Genomic DNA, 24,038 nt, shown 5'->3' on the forward strand with positions numbered 1-24,038 from the left:
CTTATAGTAAGTTAACACGTTGTGAATTAATTATATAACCAAGGAAAAGGTTGTACCGTGACCGTACTATTTGCGGAGACATTGCCGCTGTCTTTATCGAGTACAATAAAACAATTGGCACGGCTAAGCTGCTTTATTCTGTGAGATTGCTGACTGGTGAAGCTCTCGACTTCATAACTGCCTACTGCATTCTGTGACAGCACACCGCGCTGGAAATCTTTACGACCTACTGATTTTCTGATGTCATTGGTGAGTGTGGCTTGAATACTCAGTTGCATAGGTTGCTCTAACGGGTCCGCGCCTGACATCTGCCACAGCGCTGGTATCACAAACTGTAGCGCGCCAACGACTGTGGATAAGGGATTACCCGGTAGACCAAAGTACAGCACTGGCTTATCAATGTCTTTGTTTAATTCCCCAAACACAAAAGGCTTGCCTGGCTTCATCGCCACTTTATAGTGATTGATTTGACCTAACTGCTCAATCACAGTGGTCAAAAAGTCATAATCACCAACAGACACGCCCGCTGTCGAGATAATAACATCACACTCTTGCATGGCATCACGAACAGCAGCGGTCGTCTGCTCTAAGTTATCAGGAACAATCCCGTAATCACGAATGGTAACAGGTAAATCGGATAGGAGGCTTTTAAGCGTTGGGGTATTAGAGTTATATATTTGTGCTAGGCTGGTCAGCTCATTGCCAATCGCCACAAGCTCATCGCCAGTGGCTAGAACGCCTACCATCAGCGGCTCAAATATACGGACTTGGCTAATACCTAAATTTGCTAGCAAGCTGATATCGGCAGGGTTAATACGCTTGCCTATCTTTAGGACAACTTCGCCAGACTCAATTTCTTCGCCTTGCGAGCGGATATTGCTATCAACCTGAGCTGCTTGTGATAGCGTTATGGCATAAGGTTGTGATTTATCTAGCGTATCTTTTATGTCCGAAAAATTGGTGTTTTCTTGCATAATGACAGTATCACAGCTGTTTGGCACTACTGCACCAGTAAAGATACGGACACCTTGTCCTGCTACCAACTCACCTATATAGGCACAGCCAGCCTGAGACTCTCCGATAATGTCGATAGTGCTGTCTTTCAATAGCTCGCTACCTTGAGCAATCGCATAGCCATCCATCGCAGATAGATTTTGTCTGGGTACATCAAATGTCGAGGTGATTTCTTTCGCTAAGACATGGTTGCGACTGTCTAATAAGTCACACGTCTGTAGCTCTCTATTTTGTAGTGGAAAGTCGGTATCGTTGTAGTTATTTATACGCTGCTTTATCGCCGCTTGTAGTTCTTCCATGGTAATCATATCGCACACTCTTTGGATCGTTCTATTTATTTATTATTTGAAAACGGTTATTCGAAAACTTTTATTTAAAAATCATCATTTAAAAACTGCTGTTAAAAAACGTGGTTTAAAAAATCCATTTTTTAGGGCGTGTCCTCATTTTAAAAATGGTGATAAAAATGAGATAAATTGCAGTCAACCAAGGAAAATAGCGCAGATAATATCGAGATATTAGTCAGCTATTTGACGCCGTTTGGCAAGATTTAGCCATTTTTAACCCATTTAGATATTTAGATATAGTTGATCCGATTTGGAAGTGGTACAAGGCAACCGAGTGCAGATGTATGTGTAATACTTCAAGCGAGGTTAACGCTGTAACTCTTTTATAGTGGATTGACTATAGCTATCGATTGAACTGAGGGTACGCCTTAGAGTCTAGCACTCACAGTCGTAATTTTCTTGTACGAACCTTGTCCTGATAAGTTTTGACAAAAGTGCAGTAGATTCAGCTTAAGTACTTCCTACTCATCGTCTCAATAGATAACAGCAAAATTACCCATAGACTGAGGCAAAAAAAGCACCTTGGCAAGGTGCTTTTTGTAGAACAAAGTAACGTAATCATGAAATATCAGCGGTCAAAAACAACGGCGCTTACACCACGTATTAACAGCAACAGCTTCTCTCACCATGAGGCCAATGAAGAAGCACTGCTTTGAGTGATAAAGCCATCTGGCGTCTGATTATTGTCTCCCTGCCAGCGTTGAAATGCCATGCGAGTATTGGTACCGACGATGCCATCAGCGCCTTTGGTATCATAACCCATACTGGTCAAACGACGTTGCAAATTGGCGACTTGGGTGGTCGATAATGGACGCTCATAACGAGGCCATGACTTTCTTAGGCCACTTTGTCCATCAATGGTCTTGCCCAGCAGACTCACGCCTAGCGCATAGCTCGATGAATTATTATAAACCTTGATGACATCAAAGTTTGGACTGAGCAGTAGTACCGGACCGTCTTTACCAGCTGGCAGCCATAACTCCATTTGCGTATTGGCATCTAGATACACATCGTCTATGGTATCAACGCCCATCGCAGCCCATCTAGCCGCTGGCTGCTTACTACCGACTGTCGAATAGTCAAACGAGGCAGGTACGGTTGCCTCATAAAAAGGCGCAAGACCACGAACCCACCCTGAGTTACTCAGGTAGTTGGCCGTAGAGGCGAGTGCATCGCCAGTGGCCCATGGGTTACGATGTCCATTACCATCACCATCAACGCCTTGCTTGAGCCATGTCTCAGGGATAAACTGTGTCTCTCCCATACCGCCTGCCCAAGACCCCTCAAGCTGTGACCATGACACATCACCGCGTTGTAGTAGGGTTGCAAGTGCCAATAGCTGAGCTTCAGCAAATTCTTGACGACGACCATCATAGGCGAGACTGGCAAGCGAACTTGGCAGATCACTATTGCCGGTTACCACGCCATATGATGACTCCATGCCCCAAATAGCTGCAATGGTTTCTGCATCGACGCCATATTGTGACTCTAGCTGAGACAACAATGCACGCTGCTCTGCAAACTTACGCTTACCTGTGCTCACCCGCCCACTCGATACAGCAGAATCAACATATTCCCATGGCATCTTAGAAAACTCGGGCTGTCCTGAATCTAGCGAGATAACCTGCTGATTCAGATAGGCTGAATCAAGCAATCGGCGAATAATTTGAGTATCATAACCTGATGAGATCGCACGCATGGAAAAGTCGGACTTCCAATCAGAAAAACTGTTATAGCTTGGCTTGGGTGCTGGTTGCGGTTTCACAACCGGCGCTGGCGTTGGTTTGACCTGAATGGTTTGGGTCTGAGTAATCTCGACGCTGCCTTGACGAATAGGCTTACTCTGCATCGCCTGCTGGCTTGTACACCCAACCATGACTAATGCTGGCATAAAGGTGAGGTATTGTTTTTTAAGTTTCATAAAAAGTCTCAAACATGAGTAAATAAAATGGCTTAAGGTCGCCAAGCCATCAGCGACCCTACCTCAACATTAACGTCCAAGTACCGCACGTGGGTCAATTGGATTGCCATTTAAGCGAACTTGAAACTCTAGGCCCACTTGATTGGTCTGACCACTGCTGCCCATATTGGCAATACGCTGGCCACGCTGTACCGCGTCGCCCTCTTTGACCAGTAGCTGACTGTTGTGCGCGTAGGCTGTGATGTAGTTATCACTGTGGCGAATCATGATCAAATTGCCGTATTCTGTGAGGCCATTGCCTGAATAAAGCACCGTTCCTGATTGGCTGGCCAGTACTGGGTCACCCATGTTCCCAGCAAACCATATGCCCATATTGCCAGCAGCGGCATCGAAGTTGCGAGTCACTTGGTTGCTACTAGGATACTCATAACCTGAGGTTGCATTGGCCGTCACTTCATATACTGGCGTTGGCGTCTGTGTCACAGGCGGTGTATAAGTCGTTTGCGACTGTGCTGGTGCACTGTAGCTGTTATTATTCGAGGCTGGTACAGCGTTGCCCTGCCACAGTTTGAGCCATTGACCACTATAGATCGTATATTTACTATCTAGGCCATTCATCGCACCGATTTGGCGATAGTTAAGACGATAGCGTGCCGCAATCTGACTGACCGTATCGCCGCGCTGAACACGGTGGTAGTTAGGAACGCCTTGCGCGTTGGTGATGATTTTAGGACCTGCTTGGTTGGCTGATTGATAAGTTGGTTTGGTTGCACAGCCAACCACTGTCAACGTCGCCACTGCCATAGTGCCGATCAACGCCGCTTTTGCAAAACGTGATCCAGTCATGATGTTTTTCATACAAGGTTCCTATTCTTTGTGTCGCTTATCTATTGTGGTATTACTAGGATATTTCTTCCATTCAATCAATGGTCACTTAAAAGCTTTTCGACATCTTCAATGCGCGATATCTTCATGATGCTTTACACTCTGGTTGAGCTGATTGATAAATCATACAGTAAAAACCGTATTTTTCATTGGCATCGTTCATATTTTTGTTGATTGTCTCGTGCTGAGCCTACCATTCTAACTCTGAGAGCTTGGACAATGCGTCGGCTGGGGTATGATGCAGTCGCACTGGGGAGAGACTGATATAACCCAAAGCCACTGCCTGATCATCCGTCATCTCTTGCGCTGATGACAAACATTCATGTTCGAGCATTCCTTTATTTGCCCCAGATACTTCATGTGCTCCAGACGCCTCAGCTAGCTCGCGTAATGGAGCGTCACTTTTGCCTTTACGCAGAGACAGCCAGTATGCATCGCGTCCGCGGGGGTCAATCATATGACGGACAGGCTGTGCGATCTGCTTATGCCCCAATGAGGTGATTTTTTGACCTTTGATATCACTGCTACTGTTCACATCAGGAATATTAACGTTTAATACATGATAGGGCAAATTTTTGAGAATATTCAATATTGGCGTATTGCTCAATAGTTTCACGATCTCATGTGCCGCTATTTGATAATCACTCGCTGACTCCTGCCCACCGCTTTTGACACCGCCACCAACTAACGAGGTGGCAATGGCAGGTATGCCAAAGAGCTGCGCGGTCAATGCTGCACCAAAAGTACCCGAAAACATCACATCCTGACCCAAATTAGCCCCTGAGTTGATACCAGTAATCACACAATCAAAGTGCGTGTCACGGTACAGCTCATGCAGCGCCAAATGCACACAATCTGCTGGCGAGCCATTCACCGCTATAAAACCAGAAGGCAATCGATGGGTGTGCAAGGGCCTAGCGACACTTAACGCACTTGCATAGCCACTTTGCTCATCATTTGGGGCCACGACCACAACCTCTCCGATGGCAGATAGCGCCTGCGACAGTGCCATCAGCCCTGGTGCATACACCCCATCGTCATTGCTAATTAAGAATTTCATGTTGGCTCAATATGTTATATCAGATGAACATTTTTTTGTTATGGTACTGATGCTAGGGCATCAGATTACAATAAGCAACCGCGAAGCACAATACAAACCGATGCGCTTATATTGGCGTAACTTCCTTGGTATATGCTACTGATATGTTTCTAAAAAATGCCCTTGGCTCACAAGATATCTACACATAAATCAATATTTTATGTGACTTTTGTTTTTTTACCCATTAACATATGACCATCAAATAATGATAAGCGAGTGTCATCCTGAATGAAGAATCAATCGATATTATCTATAGCTTCTGTGATAGCAAATACTGCCTCGAAAATTGGGATTGCAGGACTGATAACGTCTGTTGCCATGTTGGCTCAAGCATCTCATGCTGCAAATAATCCTGCGACCACTATTCCGCTGGATATGTCTGGTATCAATATTACCAAACATGAAATTGCCGTCATGCAGGTATTATCAGAGATATGCCCACCGATGCTTAATGGTAAGCAAAAACAGCGGTTTTATAAGTCGTACACGGTACAACTGCATGAGCTAATGCCTTCTTTAGAAGACCCTAAAGCAGCTATTCAATACCTGTCTACACAGCAAGATTACCGCCAAATACTACAAGGTATTCGTAGCTGGACTATGGGCTTCTCAAAGCAAGACAATAAGGCACTATGTGAAGATTTGGCGAACGCTGATTACTAGTAACCTTTTCTGAATAGTAATAAGTTCTGAGTGACCTCTATATTTGTGGTTTCGCTCATTAAAATGTTTTAGTTCTATTTTTTACTATTAACTCTAACTTGTGCCCTTTTTTTCCTCTTTTCTTGGTTGATTGGTCAACACTATGACTGTAGTCGCAAGAGTATGATCCATAAACGCGTTTGTCGGAACCTTTGGCCGAATACATGTTGTCCAAATCCACGATAATAAACAAATAATCGTATTGGCTAGAGCGGTTAAATAAGTGTTCATCAGAATAATAAGAGGCGCTTGTTATTTTGATTGATACAAGAAAAAAGCTTGCTGTAATTCTGTTTGTCATTGATAAACATTACAGCAGGCTTTTTTGTGTGTGTAGTATTCGTTCTTATCAGAGCTCATATATTTAGATGAGAGCAAACACTTGATAGATCGTCACTTTTCTTTTTTATCCTGCCTTATTTTTGCATTTATCGATTCCCCATCGGTTGGCATTTTGCTAAGATAAGGCGTTAATTTTATGTCTATCGTACAGTCATCCCTGTTTTCATTAATACATTATTTTAGACATGATGTTTAAGACATGCTGCTTAAAATAATGTATGAAGATTGGTATTGAGCACAAGCGATAGATACATTTGGTTCCATGATGCGGTGTAATGATATATGACAGTAAAGCGTGTAAAAAATCAGCTAGTACAGCTGGTAGTTGGTGTAAGTATCTCGATGAGTGCAGTGATGGCAAACGCAGCCATACAGCCACCTGAGATGGATAATACTGCCTATGTATTGATGGACTATAATACTGGTGAGATTTTGGCACAGAAAAACGCCAACGAGTCGCTACCGCCAGCGTCCCTAACCAAAATGATGACCAGTTATATCATTGAGCAGCGCCTAGCATCAGGTGATCTCAAAGAAGATGAGCAAGTACTGATGAGTGCCAACGCTTGGTGTCGTGGCAGTAGCAGCCAGTCTTGTATGTATGTGCCAGTCAATAAAACTGCCAGCGTGATTGATATGTTACGCGGTATTATCATTCAATCAGGTAATGACGCGTCAAAAGCGATGGCTGAGCATATCGCTGGTAGCGAAGCATCATTTGCTATCTTGATGAATGAACAAGCAGAAAAGATTGGCATGGAGAACTCTCATTTTGTCAATGCGACCGGTATGCCTGATGAAGGTCATTTGGCTTCTGCTTTGGATTTGGCCAAACTGGCACGCTCTATTATCAAAAATAGCGGCGACTATTACAGTATCTATTCAGAAAAAGAGTTTACCTATAACGGTATTACTCAAGGTAACCGTAACGCCTTGCTCATTACTGATCCAACTGTCGATGGCCTAAAAACTGGCCATACCGATGCGGCAGGTTATTGCTTGGTCGCCTCTAGTAACCGCGAAGGCATGCGCCTGATTTCTGTGATCATGGGTACCAAGAGTCAGCAAGCACGCGCTGATCAATCACGTGAATTATTGAACTGGGGCTTTGGCCACTTCACTACCGTTACTAAAGCACCTGCTGGACAATTTGTTAGCAAAATCCCAGTATGGTTCGGGGAAGCGGATGAAGTTGAGCTGGCTATTGGTGACAATTTACAGATTTTGACCAGCAAAACGCAAAAGAATAAAATCACGACAGTGGTTGATATTCCTGAAAGCTTAGAAGCACCCATCAAAAAAGGCCAAGAAATTGGCAAAATGATGGCCGTTATCGATGGTAAAGCAGTTGCCTCTGTTCCTATCGTGGCAACTAGCGACGTTGAAGAGTCTGGATTTATGAGCCGTACTTGGCAACGCGTCGTACGCTGGGCAAAAAACCTGTTCTAAAAGGTCGTTTATCTGTCCATGATGCTTATCATAAAGCCAAAAAGACGCCTCATTTGAGGCGTCTTTTTTATTGATAATCAAGCGTTAAACAGCGTCTAAGATAAAAGTCCCTATAAAGATATCTAACGCGTACAGACGATACAAGAACGCCTCATTTAATGAGATTTTTTGAACCAGATATTATGTCCATACCAGCCAGCGCTTGAGTAAATCACCTAAGGCTTTGCCTTTATAAGCAGCGCTATGGCAGTAATCAATACCAGCCGCTTTTAAGCCGTATTCAAAGCTGTCCATATAACGCACTCGATGCTGCGGATACCAATATATCAGTAAGGCACGTTTGTCACTTTCGGTACGTTCATATTCACGAATACGCTTGGCTAATAATTCCGCTTTATCTGGAAAAATATCCTCAGCGAACATCACCATCTCAATTTTGCTATTACTCATCTCATCGATGACCCGTTGAGGATTCTGATGACAGATAACAGTCGCCCCCAAAGATTCTAACTCGCTTGCCAGCGATCCTATTTCTTGATGATAAAAACAAATAATGTTCAAACCTGTCAGTAGACGCTGCTGCCTAGACTGCTGTTGGTTCGGCATGGCGATGGTCAACGTAAACTGAGTGCCTATGCCCAACATACTCTCGACCTCAATACTAGCGCCCATAAGCTGTGTCATTTGCTTGACGATAGGCAGCCCAACACCCGACCCTTCATACTGCCGAGTTTGTGATGAATCTACCTGAAAGAACGGATTGAAGATATCATCTATATGCTCACTATCAATACCAATGCCTGTATCTTTGACACTGATCTGCCAACGATTGCTCTTACTAAAATGGGTCAGTTGCGAGGTAATCGTGACGTCCCCCGCTGGCGTAAACTTAATGGCATTACTGAGTAATAGAGACAAAACTTGTTCGATTTTTCCTGAGTCGCCATACAGACTGTAGTCTATATGATGAATGTTACTGACCAGTCGCAGTCCTTTTTGATTGGCAATGGGTTCAAATATCGCCAAAAGATCTGCAATCAGTTGTAGTGGATTGAACTCGTTTGTATGCAGTCTTATTTGACCTTTTTGAATTTGGTTCAGTTGGATAATATGATCCAGTGATAGCACCAGTTTGTCACTGCCATTGCTGATGATTTCAACCGCGTCTTTTTGCTCGTTGCTTAAGGTATCATCATCTAATAACTGCAAACCACCCACAATTGCATTTAATGATGTTTTTAATTCATGAGATATCATGCTTTGAAAGTTGTGCAGCTGTACATCAAGCGACACATCCTTATTGTGCAATTGCTGCTCAAAGGCAGCAAGGGCTTCATAGCCTTGCTTGGTGTCTTGTAGTCGATTGAATAGCACTACCAACGCTTGTTTTATTTGTACCATTTCTTGAAAGTTGAAACGCTGCGGAATAACGGGTAATTGTTCCAATTCTGGATTTTTTGTTACCGTATTACAGACAGCGACCAATGCTTCGATGTCTCTGATAGGCCAGTTAAGTTTTCTGAAGATATATAGTGCAAAGAGCACTGTCAAAGTAACGGTTATCAGCCATAACCCTAGGATGCTACGAAACCAGTGCATCCGTAGTATTTTTACATCTATCGTGATGTTGATATAACCAATCAATGTACTGTTTTCAGTGCTATCAGTGATTGATGCAGTCTTTTCGGTACTCTCACTCTTGTGTTCTAATAAAGCCGTCTCTAGTCGTTGATGAGAGCCTGAACGTTTAGACTCTGCGTTGCCGATATACTTACTGACCACTGGGTAGTTAAAGCTGACAGTGTCAGCAAACAATGCATTTTTCCAGTCATCGAGTAAGGGACTGACCTCATTGATAGGCTGAGCGGTTGAATAAAAAGCGATACTTTGAATCGTTGGCTCATTCTCTAACAAAATATTTACTTGTTCAGCCACCACATTTGCACCATCGACAGTTGAGGCACTGGTTGTCAGTAGCGCCGCTAATTGCTGGATATGTCGCTGCTCATCTTGATAGTGATGTACCAAGCCATAAACAAAAGACAGTAAGACACCTGCCAACACAGCCACAACTAAAGCTTGTACGACAGAGCGCCAAATAAGCACGGGCATGGTTTGAGACGAACGGCTGTTCATATCACTCTACTGGTTTGAGGTAATTTTCACTTATAGTACAGGTATTTTGAAGGCGTGATAAGAAAAACATTTAGGCGTTTTGCGACTGATTTTTGATTTCAGTGACAGCATGAGAATTGCAGCGTTACTTAGCCCTATTTTGGGTATGTCTTACCGTACTCAATAGCACGGTAAAACAGATTATCCATCAGTCAATTGTACAATTAACGAGGCTTTTTGTCTTTCGTTGTGAATTTTTGCGTACGGTTACGTTCACGCTGACGCAGTTGCTGTGCCTTCGCTTTGGTTGGTGTGTCGCTCTTGTTGGCATATGGATTGTCATTCTGCTTGAGAATCACGTTAAGCGGTGTGCCTTCAAGCTTAAACACTTGGCGGAATTGGTTTTCTAGATAACGCTGATAGCTCTTAGGAAGCGAGCTGGTTTGGTTACCATGAATCACGATCACCGGTGGGTTGTGACCACCAATATGGGCGTAACGCAGTTTGATACGGCGACCAGCCACTGTTGGCGGTGGATTCGCTGTGACAGCATCTTGCAATATCTGAGTCAAACGATTGGTCGATACTTCAAACATTGAAGACTTGTAAGCACGTAAGATAGACGGATATAGATTGCCCACACCAGTGCCATGCAGCGCCGATATCAGATGAATTTTTACATAAGGAATAAAGTTAAAACGGCGATCCATTTCGATCTTAATATAGTCTCTTTGATCTTGAGTGAGACCATCCCACTTATTAATGGCAACGACTAGAGCACGGCCTGCATCGAGGGCATAACCAATCATGTGCAAATCTTGATCGACAATCCCTTCATGAGCATCGATAACAATAACGGTGACGTTAGAATCTTCAATCGCCTGCAAGGTTTTAATAACTGAGAACTTTTCTACTTTTTCGTCAATCTTACCGCGGCGACGTACACCAGCGGTATCAATCAACACGTAGTCTTTGCCTTCACGTTTATAAGGAATATAAATACTGTCACGTGTCGTACCAGGCATATCGAATACCACGACTCGATCTTCACCCAACAGACGGTTGACGAGCGTCGATTTACCCACGTTTGGACGACCGATAATGGCAAGTTTCAAGCCTGCTGGCTCTACCACGTTCAGTTGCTCAGGCATGTCAGCGGTCAACACTTCAAGCAGATTGCCCACACCGCGACCATGGCTGGCAGCCATAGGATACGGTTCGCCCAATCCTAATGCATAGAACTCTGCAGGCGCAGAGTCATGGACGCCATCGACTTTATTGGCAACCACATAAACAGGCTTACCTAAGGTATGCAAGAATTTGCCAATCTCGGCATCTGCGCCGATCATACCAGCACGTGCATCAACCACAAATACAATGATATCTGCTTCATGAATGGCGGTATGTGATTGCTCAGACATATAATCATCAATATTACCCTGGCCATCATCGGCTTCGCCAATACCACCAGTATCTACCACAATAAAAGATTTATCTTCATAGGTAGCATCACCGTATTGACGGTCACGAGTCAATCCTGAAAGATCAGCAACCAATGCCTGCCGACTTTTTGTGAACTGATTAAATAGGGTAGATTTACCGACGTTTGGACGACCAATTAGGGCGACGACAGGCTTGATACTCATGGGTTACTCTCAGTGAAAGGCATAATGACGGACAATACAGCAATTCTTATACCAGTTGTTCAACAATAGTATGGATGCGTTATATTTGGCCGAAAATTAAAAAATGATGAAACAATAGCCAGCTATTGTACAATTAAAAAACCGGCTGAATTTAGTATATATGGATAACGCCTATGGCGTATCGGTCGCATAGAGTACGCGAAAGCCTGTCGTTAAACAAGCAGTTTACACAAGGCACTAAACGCTGACTAAGCAGCGTTTGTGTCACAAAAAGCGATAAGAAGTATCAGCACTTAATAATTTTATCAAAATAACCCATCAGTGGTCATATTTTGATTGTATCTATTCAAGGTCTTACTTGCTCATTTATTAGCGCGTCAGTTGCCAGATAGCGACTTGCCCTGATGTACTCTGAGTCATCAAACGGCTACCTTGTACTTGCAAGCTGGTCAACGCCCCTTTTGTCTCGACACGGCTAACGATGTTACCAGTGGCAGGATCAAATAAATGTATCACACCATCTAGATCGCCAACGGCAATGTAGTTGCCAATCATAACAGGGTTGGTCAGATCACGATAAGCCAGTGCTTCGCTTTCCCATAAGGTCTCGCCACTAGTACGATCATAAGCAATGACTTTACCCTCTAAGCTCGTAGCAATCACTTGCTTTGGGTTCACTGCCAAGGCGTTTAGGCTAGCCAATTCATTAACGAACATCACTTGACGCGATGCTAGATCTATTCCTAGCAACTGGCCGCTGTAGCTGATTGCAAACAGCTGGTTCTTGTCAACGATAGGCATACCATCCACATCGCTCATGCGCTCAACTTCACTGCTACCAGTACCAATGCCAACACGTCTTGACCACTGCGGCAGACCATTATCAATGGTAATTGCATGCAATCGGCCATCAGCCGTCGCCAATAAAGCCGTTTGGTTGTCTAGTAAAGTGGGAGCAGCACTGCCGCGCACACTGATGGTAGGGAGCTGGGTCGCAAACTGCCATACCGACTGCCCTGTTTGCAGTGATAGACCATGTAAAAAACCATCATTTGCAGACAGTACCACACGGTTATTGGCGATCAGTGCAGGTGTTAATACAGAACCTGATAACTGGTGCTGCCAGCGTTTTACACCAGTGGCACTATCAAATGCCAGTATTTTACCACTGCGAGTACTGACCACTGCCGTTTGACTGAGTGCATCCACAGCGACACCGCCTGTGATTTGCTCGTCAACATTGATAGACCATACACGCTCGCCTGTGGCATTAAATCCTGTTAGCTTACCGCCACGCGATGCTGTCACGATTTGACCATTGGCATAACCCACTTGCAAGTTCAATGGGTCTTTTTTACTGGCTTTTTTATTGCCAACATCAGTGCTAAAAACTGGCTGTAACACGCTGATCGGTTGAGCGATTTGTACCAATTTGACCGGATCGTTGACCACTGGCTTAATGCCTCGGGTACACCCAATGACTGCCGTACTCATGACAGCCAGTACCGCGACATGCATAGCAGTGGTTTTAATGGTTTTCATATTGAGCATGTTGTTAGAGCGAATAGATTGAGTCATTATATGTTCTCACTACAAATAAATTATTATTAATTGATGAATGGGCCGATAGCAAATCAGTCATCATTGGGTCATAGGCAAAAAACGTTAAATGATTACCAATGCTCAATACTATTCTACTGACTTACTGAGCGCCTTCGTTAGTAGTGCTTTCTGAGCTGTCTACCACTAGTGGCTGTTCAATAGCAGCGGACTCTTGAATAAGGGCGGTTTGCTCAGCAATGGGTTCAGGAGACAGACCCAAACTTTCCATCTTCAATGCCAGTACTGCACGCGTTTCTTGACGGCTGCTTAGTAGCTTCCACGCATTGTTATAAGATTTGATGGCTGAGTCTTTATTGTCTTGTACTAGGTAAATATCACCTAGTAGCTCTTGTTGACTGGCTTCAAATGAGCTTGGCATATCATTTTTAGCTTCTGCTAATGCCGCATCTGCATCACCTGTGGCCAATAGCGTTTTGGCATAACGTAAACGGGTAATCGCTTCTAATCCGGCATCACCCAAATCAATGGCCAAGGCTTTCTTGAATGTCTCAGTAGCAGCAGTAAAATCATCACTGTCTACTTGCTGACGGGCTTTAATCATCAGTGCTTGCCAGGCATAGATTGACTCACCATGGGTACTGACCAAAGCGTCGATATCTTTGTCCAATTGGCCACGGCTTTGTTTTAAAGACGCTTGGGCTTCTGCTTCTAAATCTGGGTTTTGTGAAGCCAAATTGACCTCTTCATTCAATCGCTGAATGTCTGCATACTGATCGGCGGCAACCGTATCTACTCTTGCATGATTGTTTTGCCAGTAAGTCCAACCAAAATAGGCGGCCAGTGCCACCAAAATAGCAGTAAGAATATAACTGCCATACTGTTTTAACGCTTGCATGGAGTTGTCTGCATTCGGCGAATTAGGGGTCAAAGCCATATGTGTTTACCTGATAAATTTACATTGAGGTGCGGATGCGAAAGCCTAAACCGATTACTGACCTAAAAAGTTGTCTTTATTAGACAGCCAGTCTTGTGCAACCGTTTTTTGCTCACCTGTTTGCATGTCTTTAATGCTGATCGTATTATCATCAATCTCTTGCTGAGCGATGATGATGGTCAATGCAGCACCGGATTTATCCGCTTTTTTCATTTGTGCTTTTAAACTGGTGGCGCTCGCCATTTTTACTCGCACATCTGGGCGACTATAGCGTAAATTTTGCGCGTAACCAACACCTGCACTGTATACCTCTGGATGAGCGACAACAAACACATCACAAGCAGGGACATCATCAATCGGTGCCACCACTTCCATCAATAGTAATAAACGCTCAAGACCCATCGCAAAGCCAACAGCAGGCTCAGATTTTACAGGCTTTTTGTCTGACTGATCGTCATTTTTGCCAATAGACTTTAGTTGTCCGATCAAGCCGTCATAGCGACCACCCGCACAAACGGTCGCTTGGCTACCAAGCTTATCAGTCACCCACTCAAAAACCGTTTTATTATAATAGTCTAGACCACGTACCAAATGCGGGTTGATCTCAAAAGTAATACCAAGCGCTGTTAGATAGGACTGTACTTGCTCAAAGTGCGCCACGCTCTCTTCACCCAAAAATTCAGCCAGTTTTGGCGCGTCAACTAATAAGGCTTGGGTGCTTGCTTCTTTACTGTCTAAGATACGTAGCGGATTGGTGGTCAGACGGCGTTGACTGTCTTCATCCAACTGGTCTTTTTTATCTGTCAAATACTCAACCAAGGCTTGGCGATATGCATGGCGCTCATCCAGCTCACCCAAGCTATTTAATTGCAGATGCATCTCATCGCTCAAGCCTAACTCTTGCCACATGAGGTGCGTCATCGCAATCAGCTCAGCATCAGCGTCTGGTAGCGCACTACCAAAGCTCTCCACACCCAACTGATGAAACTGACGATAGCGGCCTTTTTGCGGACGCTCGTAACGGAACATAGGACCGATGTACCATAATTTTGGCGTATCGCCACGTAGCAAATTATGCTCGATGACCGCACGTACCGCCCCTGCCGTCCCTTCAGGACGTAATGCCAATGGCGTTGGTGGATCTGATTTGTCAGTAAAGCTATACATCTCTTTTTCGACGATATCAGTTGCACCGCCAATCGCACGTGCAAATAAATCCGTCTGCTCAACGATAGGCAAACGAATATGCTCATAACCGTATCTACCCAGTACATCAGCCAATATTGCTTCTAGATGCAGCCATTTTGCTGATTGGTTAGGCAAAATATCATTGAACCCTTTAATAGCTTTGATCATGGTACGGTTATGTCCTTAAAATTTAACAGATATTTTTATCTTTATTGTCTATATATGAGTGAGCATCTGGCTTATCTAACGCGAATGATCTCATTCTCTCGCTTTTTAGCCAGGTCTTCTGCATGGGCGCGTACCATACTTTCTATCTCGTCGACCAAATTGTCGGTATCGATTAGGTGGCTTTTTTGGCCCATATGGTATACCAATGAACGCGGAGCCGCGCCAACGATACCGATATCTGCCTCTTTTGCCTCTCCTGGGCCATTTACCTTGCAACCAATCACAGACAGATTCATCGGTTCACGAATGTCTTCTAAACGTGACTCTAATGCTGTCATAACTCTAATGACGTCAAACTCTTGACGTGAGCAGCTTGGACAAGCAATGAAGTTTACGCCATTAGAGCGAATATTCAGCGATTTTAAAATATCAAAACCAATCTTAATCTCTTCTTCAGGCTCTGCTGCCAGTGAGATACGAATGGTATCGCCAATACCATCAAGCAAAAGACCACCAAGGGCAATGGCAGATTTGACCGCACCAGTACGGTATACACCCGCTTCGGTCACACCCAAATGTAATGGGTTGTCAATTTGCGCAGAGATCAGACGATACGCATCCAATGTCAAGAACACATTACTGGCTTTAACAGACACTTTGTACTGATCAAAATTGAGACGTTCTAAAATGTCAATGTGACGCATCGCTGATTCAAGCATTGCCTCGCCGGTCGGCTCGGTATACTTACGCTGAATGTCTTTTTCTAGAGAGCCTGCGTTGACGCCAATACGAATGGGAATATTGTGATATTTGGCACAAGCGACCACTTCACGTACTTTGGCATCGCTACCGATGTTACCCGGGTTGATGCGCAGACAGTCGGCACCGGCTTCGGCAACGGCCAATGCAATTTTATGATCGAAATGCACATCTGCAATCAGAGGTACGCTCACAAGCTTGCGAATCTCACCGAAGGCCTTGACCGTATCCATCGTCGGTGTAGAGACCCGCATCAGATCAGCACCAGCTTCAACGCAGCGCTCAATCTGAGCCACCGTCGCTGCCACGTCGCAAGTATCTGTGTTGGTCATACTTTGGACGCTGATTGGCGCATCACCACCAACCGCGACATCACCGACATATATTTTTTTGGTCAAACGACGATTAATAGGCGATGGCATTGACATACATAAATCCTTCAAACAAAAATAAAAAAACACAGGGTAATGCACGAAAATCAGCGTATCAACAGTGTATAAATAGCATCGCTGTACTAAAAACCACATAGGTTAGCGACTGAAACTTGCCATTAAAATTGGCAACTCACGTCAGGCTAACATTATGGGGTTAACTCAAAAGTCGCTTGCTTATCTGTGGCGTAAGTCTCTAACGCGACGGCTTGCTGATTAAGCATCAAACTGACGTTGTCGATATTGTCAATTTGCACATTGAACGGCGGCGTCCCTGATAAATCGTAATCACCAGCGGTCTGAGCACCACTTATCAAACTGTTACCAGACGCATCAGTGATACTAACCACTGCATCGGCTGTCAGCTTCATATTCAAGAACGCAGTACCAGCATCTCCTAGGTTCAATGCAGAGCCAGAGGCACCAACGCCATTGGTATCGTTATCGATATTAATGGCCGCCCCTTGAGCTTGCTCGATAGCGGATATGTCCTCAACCGTAGACACTGGCTCCGCGTTATTTTCTTGACTGGCATTACTCACCATACGGAATAAAAATACGGCCAAGATAATAAGCCCGATAACCCCTAAAATCAGTAGCGGGTTAAAACGAATGCGATTGTGCGTGTCACGCTGCAAAGTGCCCATTGGACGCAGTGGCGTATTGGTATTATTAATCGATTTAGCCTTGAGCTCTTTGGGATAAGCGGTATCAAAACTGCTAGCGATTTTTGCAGAATCAAGACCCAAGTATTTGGCGTAGTTAATCGCAAAACCGCGAGCAAAGGCAGCTTGCGGCAACTCAGTAAAGTTTTCGGTCTCTAAGGCTTCTAGATGACGCTTGAGGATAAACAGCTCGGCTGCTACCTCCTCTAAGCTCACTTTCTTATGTTTACGGGCTTGCTGCAACACGGCACCAAATGATCCCTGAGCGTTAGATTGAGTATTCGATGATGGGGTGGTCATTTCCATGGTGCCTCTGGATTATTCAGCCAAGTCTTAAGTTGTTTCGCTTCATCACTGAGTGGATAAGCGGATAAAAGGTTGTGTGCCAATTGCTGGCGTGTTGTTATGTTGTTTTGCGCTGCAGCAAGCTTGATACCTTGTAACAGCAAACGCGGGCTTATACCCTGCCCTTGCACTAGCATCAACGTCTCATCATATAGCCGCTGGGCTTGCGGCACACGCTGCTGCTCTAGCAACAAATCGACCAATTCGATATGGGCGATAATGCTACTGCGATTGCCATCGAGTGCCCGCAAAAATGCTTTGGCAGCGGCGCTATTGTCCTTTAGCTGAAGATAAGTACGCCCGAGATTCTCTAACGCACCGATACGGCCTTCATAGCCAAGCGACGCCCCTGCAATCTCGAACTGCTCTGCCGCCTCACGATAACGTTTTGTCTGTGATAAATAAACACCATAATTATTGTGTGCTTGCACAAACTCTTTATCGAGTGCGATGGCTTTTTTAAAGTACTCATCGGCCTTTGCAAGATTGATGCGGCTGCCTTCTTGTTGCAGCAAAACACCCATCATATCATAGGCTGGCGCGTAACGGCTATCGGCAGCAAAGGCTTTTTCAAGCTGACGCTGCGCCGTATCAAGCTCATTTTTGCGGATATATTGAGCCGCAAGTGACGTACGTACACGAGCAATCTCTTGCTGATCCAAGTTGCGATCATCACTGGGCCGAGTCGATGTCTGATAAGGCGTGCTGCTAGTCAAATCATTAGACGTTGTGGTTTGACAACCGCTCAGCAGCAGTCCAGCAATTGTTGCCACTAAGATAACCGGCTTTGACATCATGGCTCGGTCAGTCGATGCATCTGCTCGCTTGTGACGATTAAAAAATGTTTTTTGATATTTGAACTGACAAGAATTTTTAGAAGTCATCATAGCCGCCATCATAAAACTGTGATTCAATGCGTTCGATCCTCGAGGCATCAGTTTAATAGATTTAACCCCTATAAGTACAATTTAGTTGTGACTAATTGCGCCCTTATTCCACCTTGACCGTTATTGATACATTTTCATTACCGTTGCGACAGATAAAAGAGAGTTAAAAATCCATACCAAATCAGATATTAAGGCTATCTTCTGATGAATCCCCTAAACGTTTTCACGGTCTTTGATGCTTTGCTGCCATGCGGCTGAGCGTCTAGTACGATCCGCCACTTGCCCAACCAATTGGCCACAGGCCGCATCAATGTCATCACCGCGGGTTTGACGAATGGTACAAACAAAACCTGCTTCGCTCAATATGTTGCTAAACGCATGAATACGATTGTTGCTTGATTTGTCATAGTTTGCATGCGGGAACGGATTGAACGGAATAAGGTTAATCTTACTTGGTAGCCCTTCCAATAACGCAACCAACTGGTGAGCATGCTCATTGCTGTCATTGACGCCATCAAGCATCACATACTCAATCGTGACATGTTTTTTGTGACGCGGATTAACGTCAAACACATAGTTTTTTGCCGCAGCGATCAGCTCTTCTAACGGATATTTTTTATTAATCGGCACCAACTCATTACGTAGCTCATCGTTGGGTGCATGTAATGAAATGGCCAATGCCACGTCGATATCTTGCGCCAGCTGATACATCTTAGGTACGACGCCTGAGGTCGATAATGTGACGCGACGCTTTGACAAACCGTAAGCATGATCGCTGAGCATCAGCTCCATTGAGCCAACCACTGGTTTATAATTCAATAGCGGTTCGCCCATACCCATCATCACAACGTTGGTGACGTTATTTTCCCATAGGCTATGATCGACGTTTTCTAAGCTGTCATTTTCGTCAGTCATATAAGACGCATTGGCCACCCACAACTGACCGATAATCTCAGCAGCAGTTAAGTCACGCTCAAACCCTTGCTTGCCGGTACTACAAAAACTACAGTCCAGCGCACAGCCGACTTGTGAAGACACACATAATGTCTTACGACCGTTCAATTTGCTGTCATCTGCAGGAATAAGAACGGTCTCAACCAATGAGCCACCAGTAACTTCAAACACCCACTTACGTGTACCATCATCGCTATATTGACGATGAATCACTTTTGGCGGCACCACACAAGCATTGAGCGACAATTTATCACGCAATGATTTGCTCAAGTTAGTCATTTGCTCAAAATCCGTCACGCCTTGCTGATATATCCATCTCACCACCTGCGTGGCACGGAACGGTTTTTCGCCGATACTTTTGAAGTAGTCAGCCAGTTGCGCTTGCGTCATGCCAAGTAGATTGGTCTTTGCGTGCGCTTCGTCTACCAGCTTAATGCTATCAGTAAGTTTGGCAGGTACGTGTTGAGTAGGAGCTTGAACAGTGGACATAATAGGTAACCTTTTTGCATGAGCTTAGATAAGCGGTGCAATTATTGATATGAGCTTTGCCGTACATAGATATGGCATGAATGCATGAGCAATCCTTTGTGAGCGTATATTTTTGGACAATCAGTTTTACCAAATGGCTGGCAAAAATCCAGTAAAACAATGCTGACAAAGGATTGATAATGCTGACTAATATAAGATAATGAGGCAAATCATGACTGATTTCAATTCAGCTTGCTCTATTATAGTCGAAGTTGGAGATATAGTCGAAGCTGCACATGAGCAATTAATTAAAACGGCCTATACCCATAAGATATAAGCCGTCTTGCAAAAACAATTATTAACAATCAATATGCTAAATATTAGCTGACATTAATAATCGCTGCTATTAGCGCGTACGTGCACATACTTCATCATCGCTGAAGAAGTAGCTGATTTCACGTGCTGCTGATTCTGCAGAATCTGAACCATGTACTGCGTTTTCATCGATGCTGCTAGCGAAGTCTGCACGGATAGTGCCTTCAGCAGCGTCTTTTGGGTTAGTAGCGCCCATGATTTCGCGATGTTGAGCGATAGCGTTTTCGCCTTCTAGTACTGATACTAGTACTGGACCTGACATCATGAACGATTTTAGATCATTGTAAAATGGACGCTCAGCGTGCTCAGCGTAGAAACCGCCTGCTTTTTCATCATCAAGTTGCATCATTTTAGCTGCAACGATTTTTAGACCCGCTTGCTCAAAACGACTGTAGATAGCACCAATGTGGTTGCCAGCAACTGCGTCAGGTTTGATGATAGATAAAGTACGTTCGTTAGCCATGAAAAGCTCCTAATAAATGATAAATTCGGTAAAAAATGAAGGGGTTAATGCTTTGTTTTATCTTTAGCCACAATGTTGACTTGGGCGGACTTCACTAACTCATTGTTAGTTAAATCTAAAACCTGAGCGCCAACATAGGATTGCTGCCTATTATAATGATTAAGACCATAAATGATAGGGCTAATTTATGACCATACCTTGCATAAAAGTAAATTTATTATGCATTAATGGTTGATAATGCTATGAATTCTGAAAAAAGCAAAAACCCCAGTGCTGAGCACTAGGGTCTTATCAATCAATCTAGCTATTAATAGTGAAACAAATATAAAGATATTACTGCAATTATGCGTCGTATGGGTCACGCAATACGATAGTCTCTTCACGATCAGGACCAGTTGAGATGATATCAACAGGGCAACCAATCAATGCTTCGATACGTTTGATGTATTTTTTAGCGTTCTCTGGTAGGTCGTCATAGTTGGTTACACCAACGGTTGACTCACTCCAGCCTTGCATGGTTTCGTACTTAGGCGTAACTGACTCATAGAACTCAGCATCATGTGCGCCTGCACACTCAGTCTCAGGTAGGTTGTAACCCACACCGATTAGCAGCTCTTCAAGACCATCTAGTACGTCAAGCTTAGTCAAGCAAATACCTGACATAGAGTTCAGTACCACAGCACGGCGTAATGCTTCAGCATCGAACCAACCACAGCGACGCGCACGACCAGTGGTCGCACCAAATTCATGACCAACTTTGGCCAAATGAGCACCAACATCATCAAACAATTCAGTTGGGAACGGGCCACTACCAACACGTGTGGTGTAAGCTTTGGTGATACCCAGTACGTAATCTAAATATAATGGACCGATACCCGTACCAGTAGACACGCCACCAGCGGTTACACTTGAGCTGGTCACAAACGGATAAGTACCATGATCGATATCAAGTAGCGTACCTTGAGCACCTTCAAACATTAGGTTTTCACCAGCAAGACGCAATTGATTTAGGTCTTCAGTTACATCAGTAACCATACCCTTAATCTCTTCTTTCCATTCTTTACAAAGCTTAAGTGTTTCATCAAAATCAATCGCTTCAACTTTATAATACTGAGTCAGTTGGAAGTTATGATATTCGATTAGGTTACGTAGTTTTTCTTCTAAATCTTCACGGAACAAGTCAGCAAGCTTGATGGCACGGCGTGCGACTTTGTCTTCGTACGCAGGACCGATACCACGACCTGTCGTACCGATTTTGCCGCTGCCACGTTTGGCTTCGCGAGCTTGGTCAAGCGCTACGTGATATGGCATGATTAGTGGGCAGTTAGGAGAGATGCGCAGACGCTCACGTACTGGTACGTTGTTGTCTTCTAGCTCTTTCATCTCTTTTAGCAGTGCGTCAGGGGCTAATACGACGCCGTTACCGATGAAGCACGTCACGCCTTCACGCAAGATACCTGATGGGATTAAATGCAGGACGGTGGTTTTGCCATCGACAACTAACGTGTGACCAGCGTTATGGCCACCTTGAAAGCGCGCGACTGCTGAGGCTTTTTCGGTTAGTAAATCAACGATTTTACCTTTACCTTCATCGCCCCATTGGCTACCCAAAACTACGACATTCTTACCCATGATCAATCCTTACCTTTATGTATTGAGGTGTGTGCAATAACCATTAAAAACCAACATAACTCTGTCGATGATACCTGTACTTATACCTATGTATCTAACGACTCGTTTAGCGTTTTAACAGCTTATAGTGAATAACTGGTACTTAGTGAGTGTGCTTAATAAATTGGTCATTAAACCGCTTGCAAATGCCATTGACTGTTGTCAGCTATGCTCAAACGATGCGTCATGCCAACGGGACAATCTGCGATATCTAATGGCATGGTGACGCGGTAACCCTGCTGACGTAGACTCTCAACTTGTTGTAGTAGTGTCTGTATCTCATCTGTATTTGCATTAGTCAAAGCGGCAAAATCCACCAAGACAACGGTAGGTGCAGCTAACTGTGTATGAGCCAGCAATCGGCTGACATCCATACTAAAGCCGGTGGCCGCGCGCAACGCCTGCGTCTGACTTTGCATACCGTCGAAACGTCCACCACGTACGAGTGGCTGCGTTTCGCTATTGATATAGCCATTGAACACGATGCCCGTGTGATAATGATAGCCTGATAGCTCGGTCACATCGATACTGACAGGGCACTGCCACTGCTCTTGTAGATGTAATTTTAGGCGTTGTAGCTCATCCACAGCCGTTGCGATTTGGCTATCTTTTTGCGCGTTGTCTGACAGTTTTGCCAACAGATTGGCAATATCGTGACCGAAACGTGCTAGTACATAAAAATCATCGCCCATCGATAGCGTGCGACAAACACTTTTGAGCTCTGGCAAGTTTTTATTGGCATATAAGTACATCAATTGCTCAGTATCACTGTCTGACAATTCAGCCAGTTCAGCCAAGCGCTTAAATATCGCTACGTGACCCAAATCAATATGGAGTGCGGCACTCATATTGAGTTTATTGACCATCGTAAACAGTACATCTATCAGCTCGATATCTGCGGCAAGTGACGCGCAACCAAATATCTCAGCGCCTAACTGTAATGGCGTACGTGAGCCGAACAGACCTGATGGCAAGGTATGAATCACATCACCAACATAGCAATAACGTGCAATACCAGTACCGCCATGATGCGCATCTATACGCAAAATTTGCGGGGTAATGTCAGCACGCACACCCATTAGACGGCCTGTCAGCTGATCAATAATCTTAAAGGTTTGACGCTTAAGGTCTTCTGATGCATCGCTTAGCAAAGATTCGGTGAATTCAATCATCGGTGGACAAACCAGCTGATAACCATGCGTAATAAGCTGCTCAATCAATTGGTGCCTCAGCACTTCTTGCTTATGAGCATCTTCAAACAACACATCAACCACACCGTCTGGCAGCAGCCAACTATTGGCCACGTCGCTGGCAAAGGTACTTAAGAATGGCTTGTGATTGGAGACAGCGCTGTTTTCAGCAGACTGAGTCACTGTTTCGTTTGTAGCACTTGGCTGGGCAGTTTTTGCAGAATCAGAACTAACAGACACAATAAATCCTTGTTTGGCGTATCGCTTACCAAAAACGCGGTACTGATGCGGTACTTAAAAGATGATTTGCCGGGTATTGACGCTGTGTGTTTTTATTTTTAACGCGCAACATCATTGACCCAATTATTTATAAACAAACCAGGTAACCGCAAAAGGGTGAATAATAAGTATAATTTAGAATGATAAGACGAGTATCTTTATGCGCTAAAAAACGGCG

The 24,038-nt window shown here is 44.4% G+C and carries 18 protein-coding genes; 2 read left to right on the forward strand and 16 right to left on the reverse strand.

Annotated elements, in window-relative coordinates:
* Nucleotides 1–26: 26 nt before the first annotated feature.
* The 4 genes from glp to surE form a co-directional block, all read right to left on the reverse strand.
* Nucleotides 27–1,322 carry a gephyrin-like molybdotransferase Glp gene (gene glp / locus IP485_RS03095; protein ID WP_198325928.1) on the reverse strand — a complete coding sequence of 432 codons (1,296 nt, stop codon included), beginning with the start codon at nt 1,320–1,322 and terminating at the stop codon, nt 27–29.
* Nucleotides 1,323–1,983: 661 nt separating this feature from the next.
* Nucleotides 1,984–3,282 carry a lytic murein transglycosylase gene (locus tag IP485_RS03100; protein WP_198325929.1) on the reverse strand — a complete coding sequence of 433 codons (1,299 nt, stop codon included), beginning with the start codon at nt 3,280–3,282 and terminating at the stop codon, nt 1,984–1,986.
* Nucleotides 3,283–3,351: 69 nt separating this feature from the next.
* On the reverse strand, nt 3,352–4,140 hold the full coding sequence (locus IP485_RS03105) for a M23 family metallopeptidase (RefSeq protein WP_198325930.1): 789 nt from the start codon (nt 4,138–4,140) through the stop codon (nt 3,352–3,354).
* A 217-nt stretch (nt 4,141–4,357) separates the two neighbouring features.
* On the reverse strand, nt 4,358–5,227 hold the full coding sequence (gene surE, locus IP485_RS03110; protein ID WP_198325931.1) for a 5'/3'-nucleotidase SurE: 870 nt from the start codon (nt 5,225–5,227) through the stop codon (nt 4,358–4,360).
* A gap of 357 nt (nt 5,228–5,584) precedes the next feature.
* Between surE and IP485_RS03115 the strand changes: the two genes are divergently transcribed.
* Together IP485_RS03115 and IP485_RS03120 are read left to right on the forward strand one after the other, a co-directional pair.
* Complete coding sequence (locus IP485_RS03115; RefSeq protein WP_227680515.1) at nt 5,585–5,929, forward strand: MCR_0457 family protein; 345 nt, start codon at nt 5,585–5,587, stop codon at nt 5,927–5,929.
* A 663-nt stretch (nt 5,930–6,592) separates the two neighbouring features.
* The gene (locus IP485_RS03120) at nt 6,593–7,759 is read left to right on the forward strand and encodes a D-alanyl-D-alanine carboxypeptidase family protein (RefSeq protein ID WP_194362844.1); all 1,167 of its coding nucleotides are present in this window, start codon (nt 6,593–6,595) and stop codon (nt 7,757–7,759) included.
* A gap of 180 nt (nt 7,760–7,939) precedes the next feature.
* Here the strand turns inward: IP485_RS03120 and IP485_RS03125 are convergent, their stop codons facing one another.
* The 12 genes from IP485_RS03125 to IP485_RS03180 form a co-directional block, all read right to left on the reverse strand.
* Entirely contained in the window at nt 7,940–9,895 is a 1,956-nt protein-coding gene (locus IP485_RS03125) for a sensor histidine kinase (RefSeq protein ID WP_198325932.1), read from the reverse strand.
* 203 nt (nt 9,896–10,098) lie between these two features.
* A complete protein-coding gene (gene der / locus IP485_RS03130) occupies nt 10,099–11,520 on the reverse strand; it encodes a ribosome biogenesis GTPase Der (RefSeq protein ID WP_194362842.1) in 1,422 nt (473 codons plus the stop codon).
* Nucleotides 11,521–11,889: 369 nt separating this feature from the next.
* Nucleotides 11,890–13,098: an outer membrane protein assembly factor BamB gene (bamB, locus tag IP485_RS03135; RefSeq protein WP_198325933.1), complete on the reverse strand. Its 1,209-nt coding sequence runs from the start codon at nt 13,096–13,098 to the stop codon at nt 11,890–11,892.
* Between the two features lie 124 nt (nt 13,099–13,222).
* Nucleotides 13,223–14,017, reverse strand: a complete 795-nt coding sequence (locus IP485_RS03140; RefSeq protein ID WP_198325934.1) for a YfgM family protein — start codon at nt 14,015–14,017, stop codon at nt 13,223–13,225.
* A gap of 54 nt (nt 14,018–14,071) precedes the next feature.
* Nucleotides 14,072–15,373 (reverse strand): histidine--tRNA ligase, encoded by a 1,302-nt coding sequence (hisS, locus tag IP485_RS03145; RefSeq protein WP_198325935.1) that lies wholly within the window; start codon nt 15,371–15,373, stop codon nt 14,072–14,074.
* Between the two features lie 71 nt (nt 15,374–15,444).
* The gene (gene ispG, locus IP485_RS03150; RefSeq protein ID WP_198325936.1) at nt 15,445–16,560 is read right to left on the reverse strand and encodes a flavodoxin-dependent (E)-4-hydroxy-3-methylbut-2-enyl-diphosphate synthase; all 1,116 of its coding nucleotides are present in this window, start codon (nt 16,558–16,560) and stop codon (nt 15,445–15,447) included.
* Nucleotides 16,561–16,712: 152 nt separating this feature from the next.
* Nucleotides 16,713–17,534: a helix-turn-helix domain-containing protein gene (locus IP485_RS03155; RefSeq protein ID WP_227686378.1), complete on the reverse strand. Its 822-nt coding sequence runs from the start codon at nt 17,532–17,534 to the stop codon at nt 16,713–16,715.
* A complete protein-coding gene (gene pilW / locus IP485_RS03160) occupies nt 17,525–18,460 on the reverse strand; it encodes a type IV pilus biogenesis/stability protein PilW (RefSeq protein WP_227686379.1) in 936 nt (311 codons plus the stop codon). The genes IP485_RS03155 and pilW overlap by 10 nt, the downstream gene beginning before the upstream one ends.
* A 213-nt stretch (nt 18,461–18,673) precedes the next feature.
* Nucleotides 18,674–19,903 (reverse strand): 23S rRNA (adenine(2503)-C(2))-methyltransferase RlmN, encoded by a 1,230-nt coding sequence (rlmN, locus tag IP485_RS03165; RefSeq protein WP_194362837.1) that lies wholly within the window; start codon nt 19,901–19,903, stop codon nt 18,674–18,676.
* A 385-nt stretch (nt 19,904–20,288) separates the two neighbouring features.
* Complete coding sequence (gene ndk / locus IP485_RS03170; protein ID WP_194362836.1) at nt 20,289–20,720, reverse strand: nucleoside-diphosphate kinase; 432 nt, start codon at nt 20,718–20,720, stop codon at nt 20,289–20,291.
* A gap of 342 nt (nt 20,721–21,062) precedes the next feature.
* Entirely contained in the window at nt 21,063–22,352 is a 1,290-nt protein-coding gene (locus tag IP485_RS03175) for an adenylosuccinate synthase (protein WP_110922316.1), read from the reverse strand.
* 170 nt (nt 22,353–22,522) lie between these two features.
* A complete protein-coding gene (locus tag IP485_RS03180) occupies nt 22,523–23,821 on the reverse strand; it encodes an ATP phosphoribosyltransferase regulatory subunit (RefSeq protein WP_198325937.1) in 1,299 nt (432 codons plus the stop codon).
* Between the last annotated feature and the right edge of the window lie 217 nt (nt 23,822–24,038).

The organism is Psychrobacter sp. NG27, from assembly GCF_016106655.1.
Classification (GTDB): domain Bacteria; phylum Pseudomonadota; class Gammaproteobacteria; order Pseudomonadales; family Moraxellaceae; genus Psychrobacter.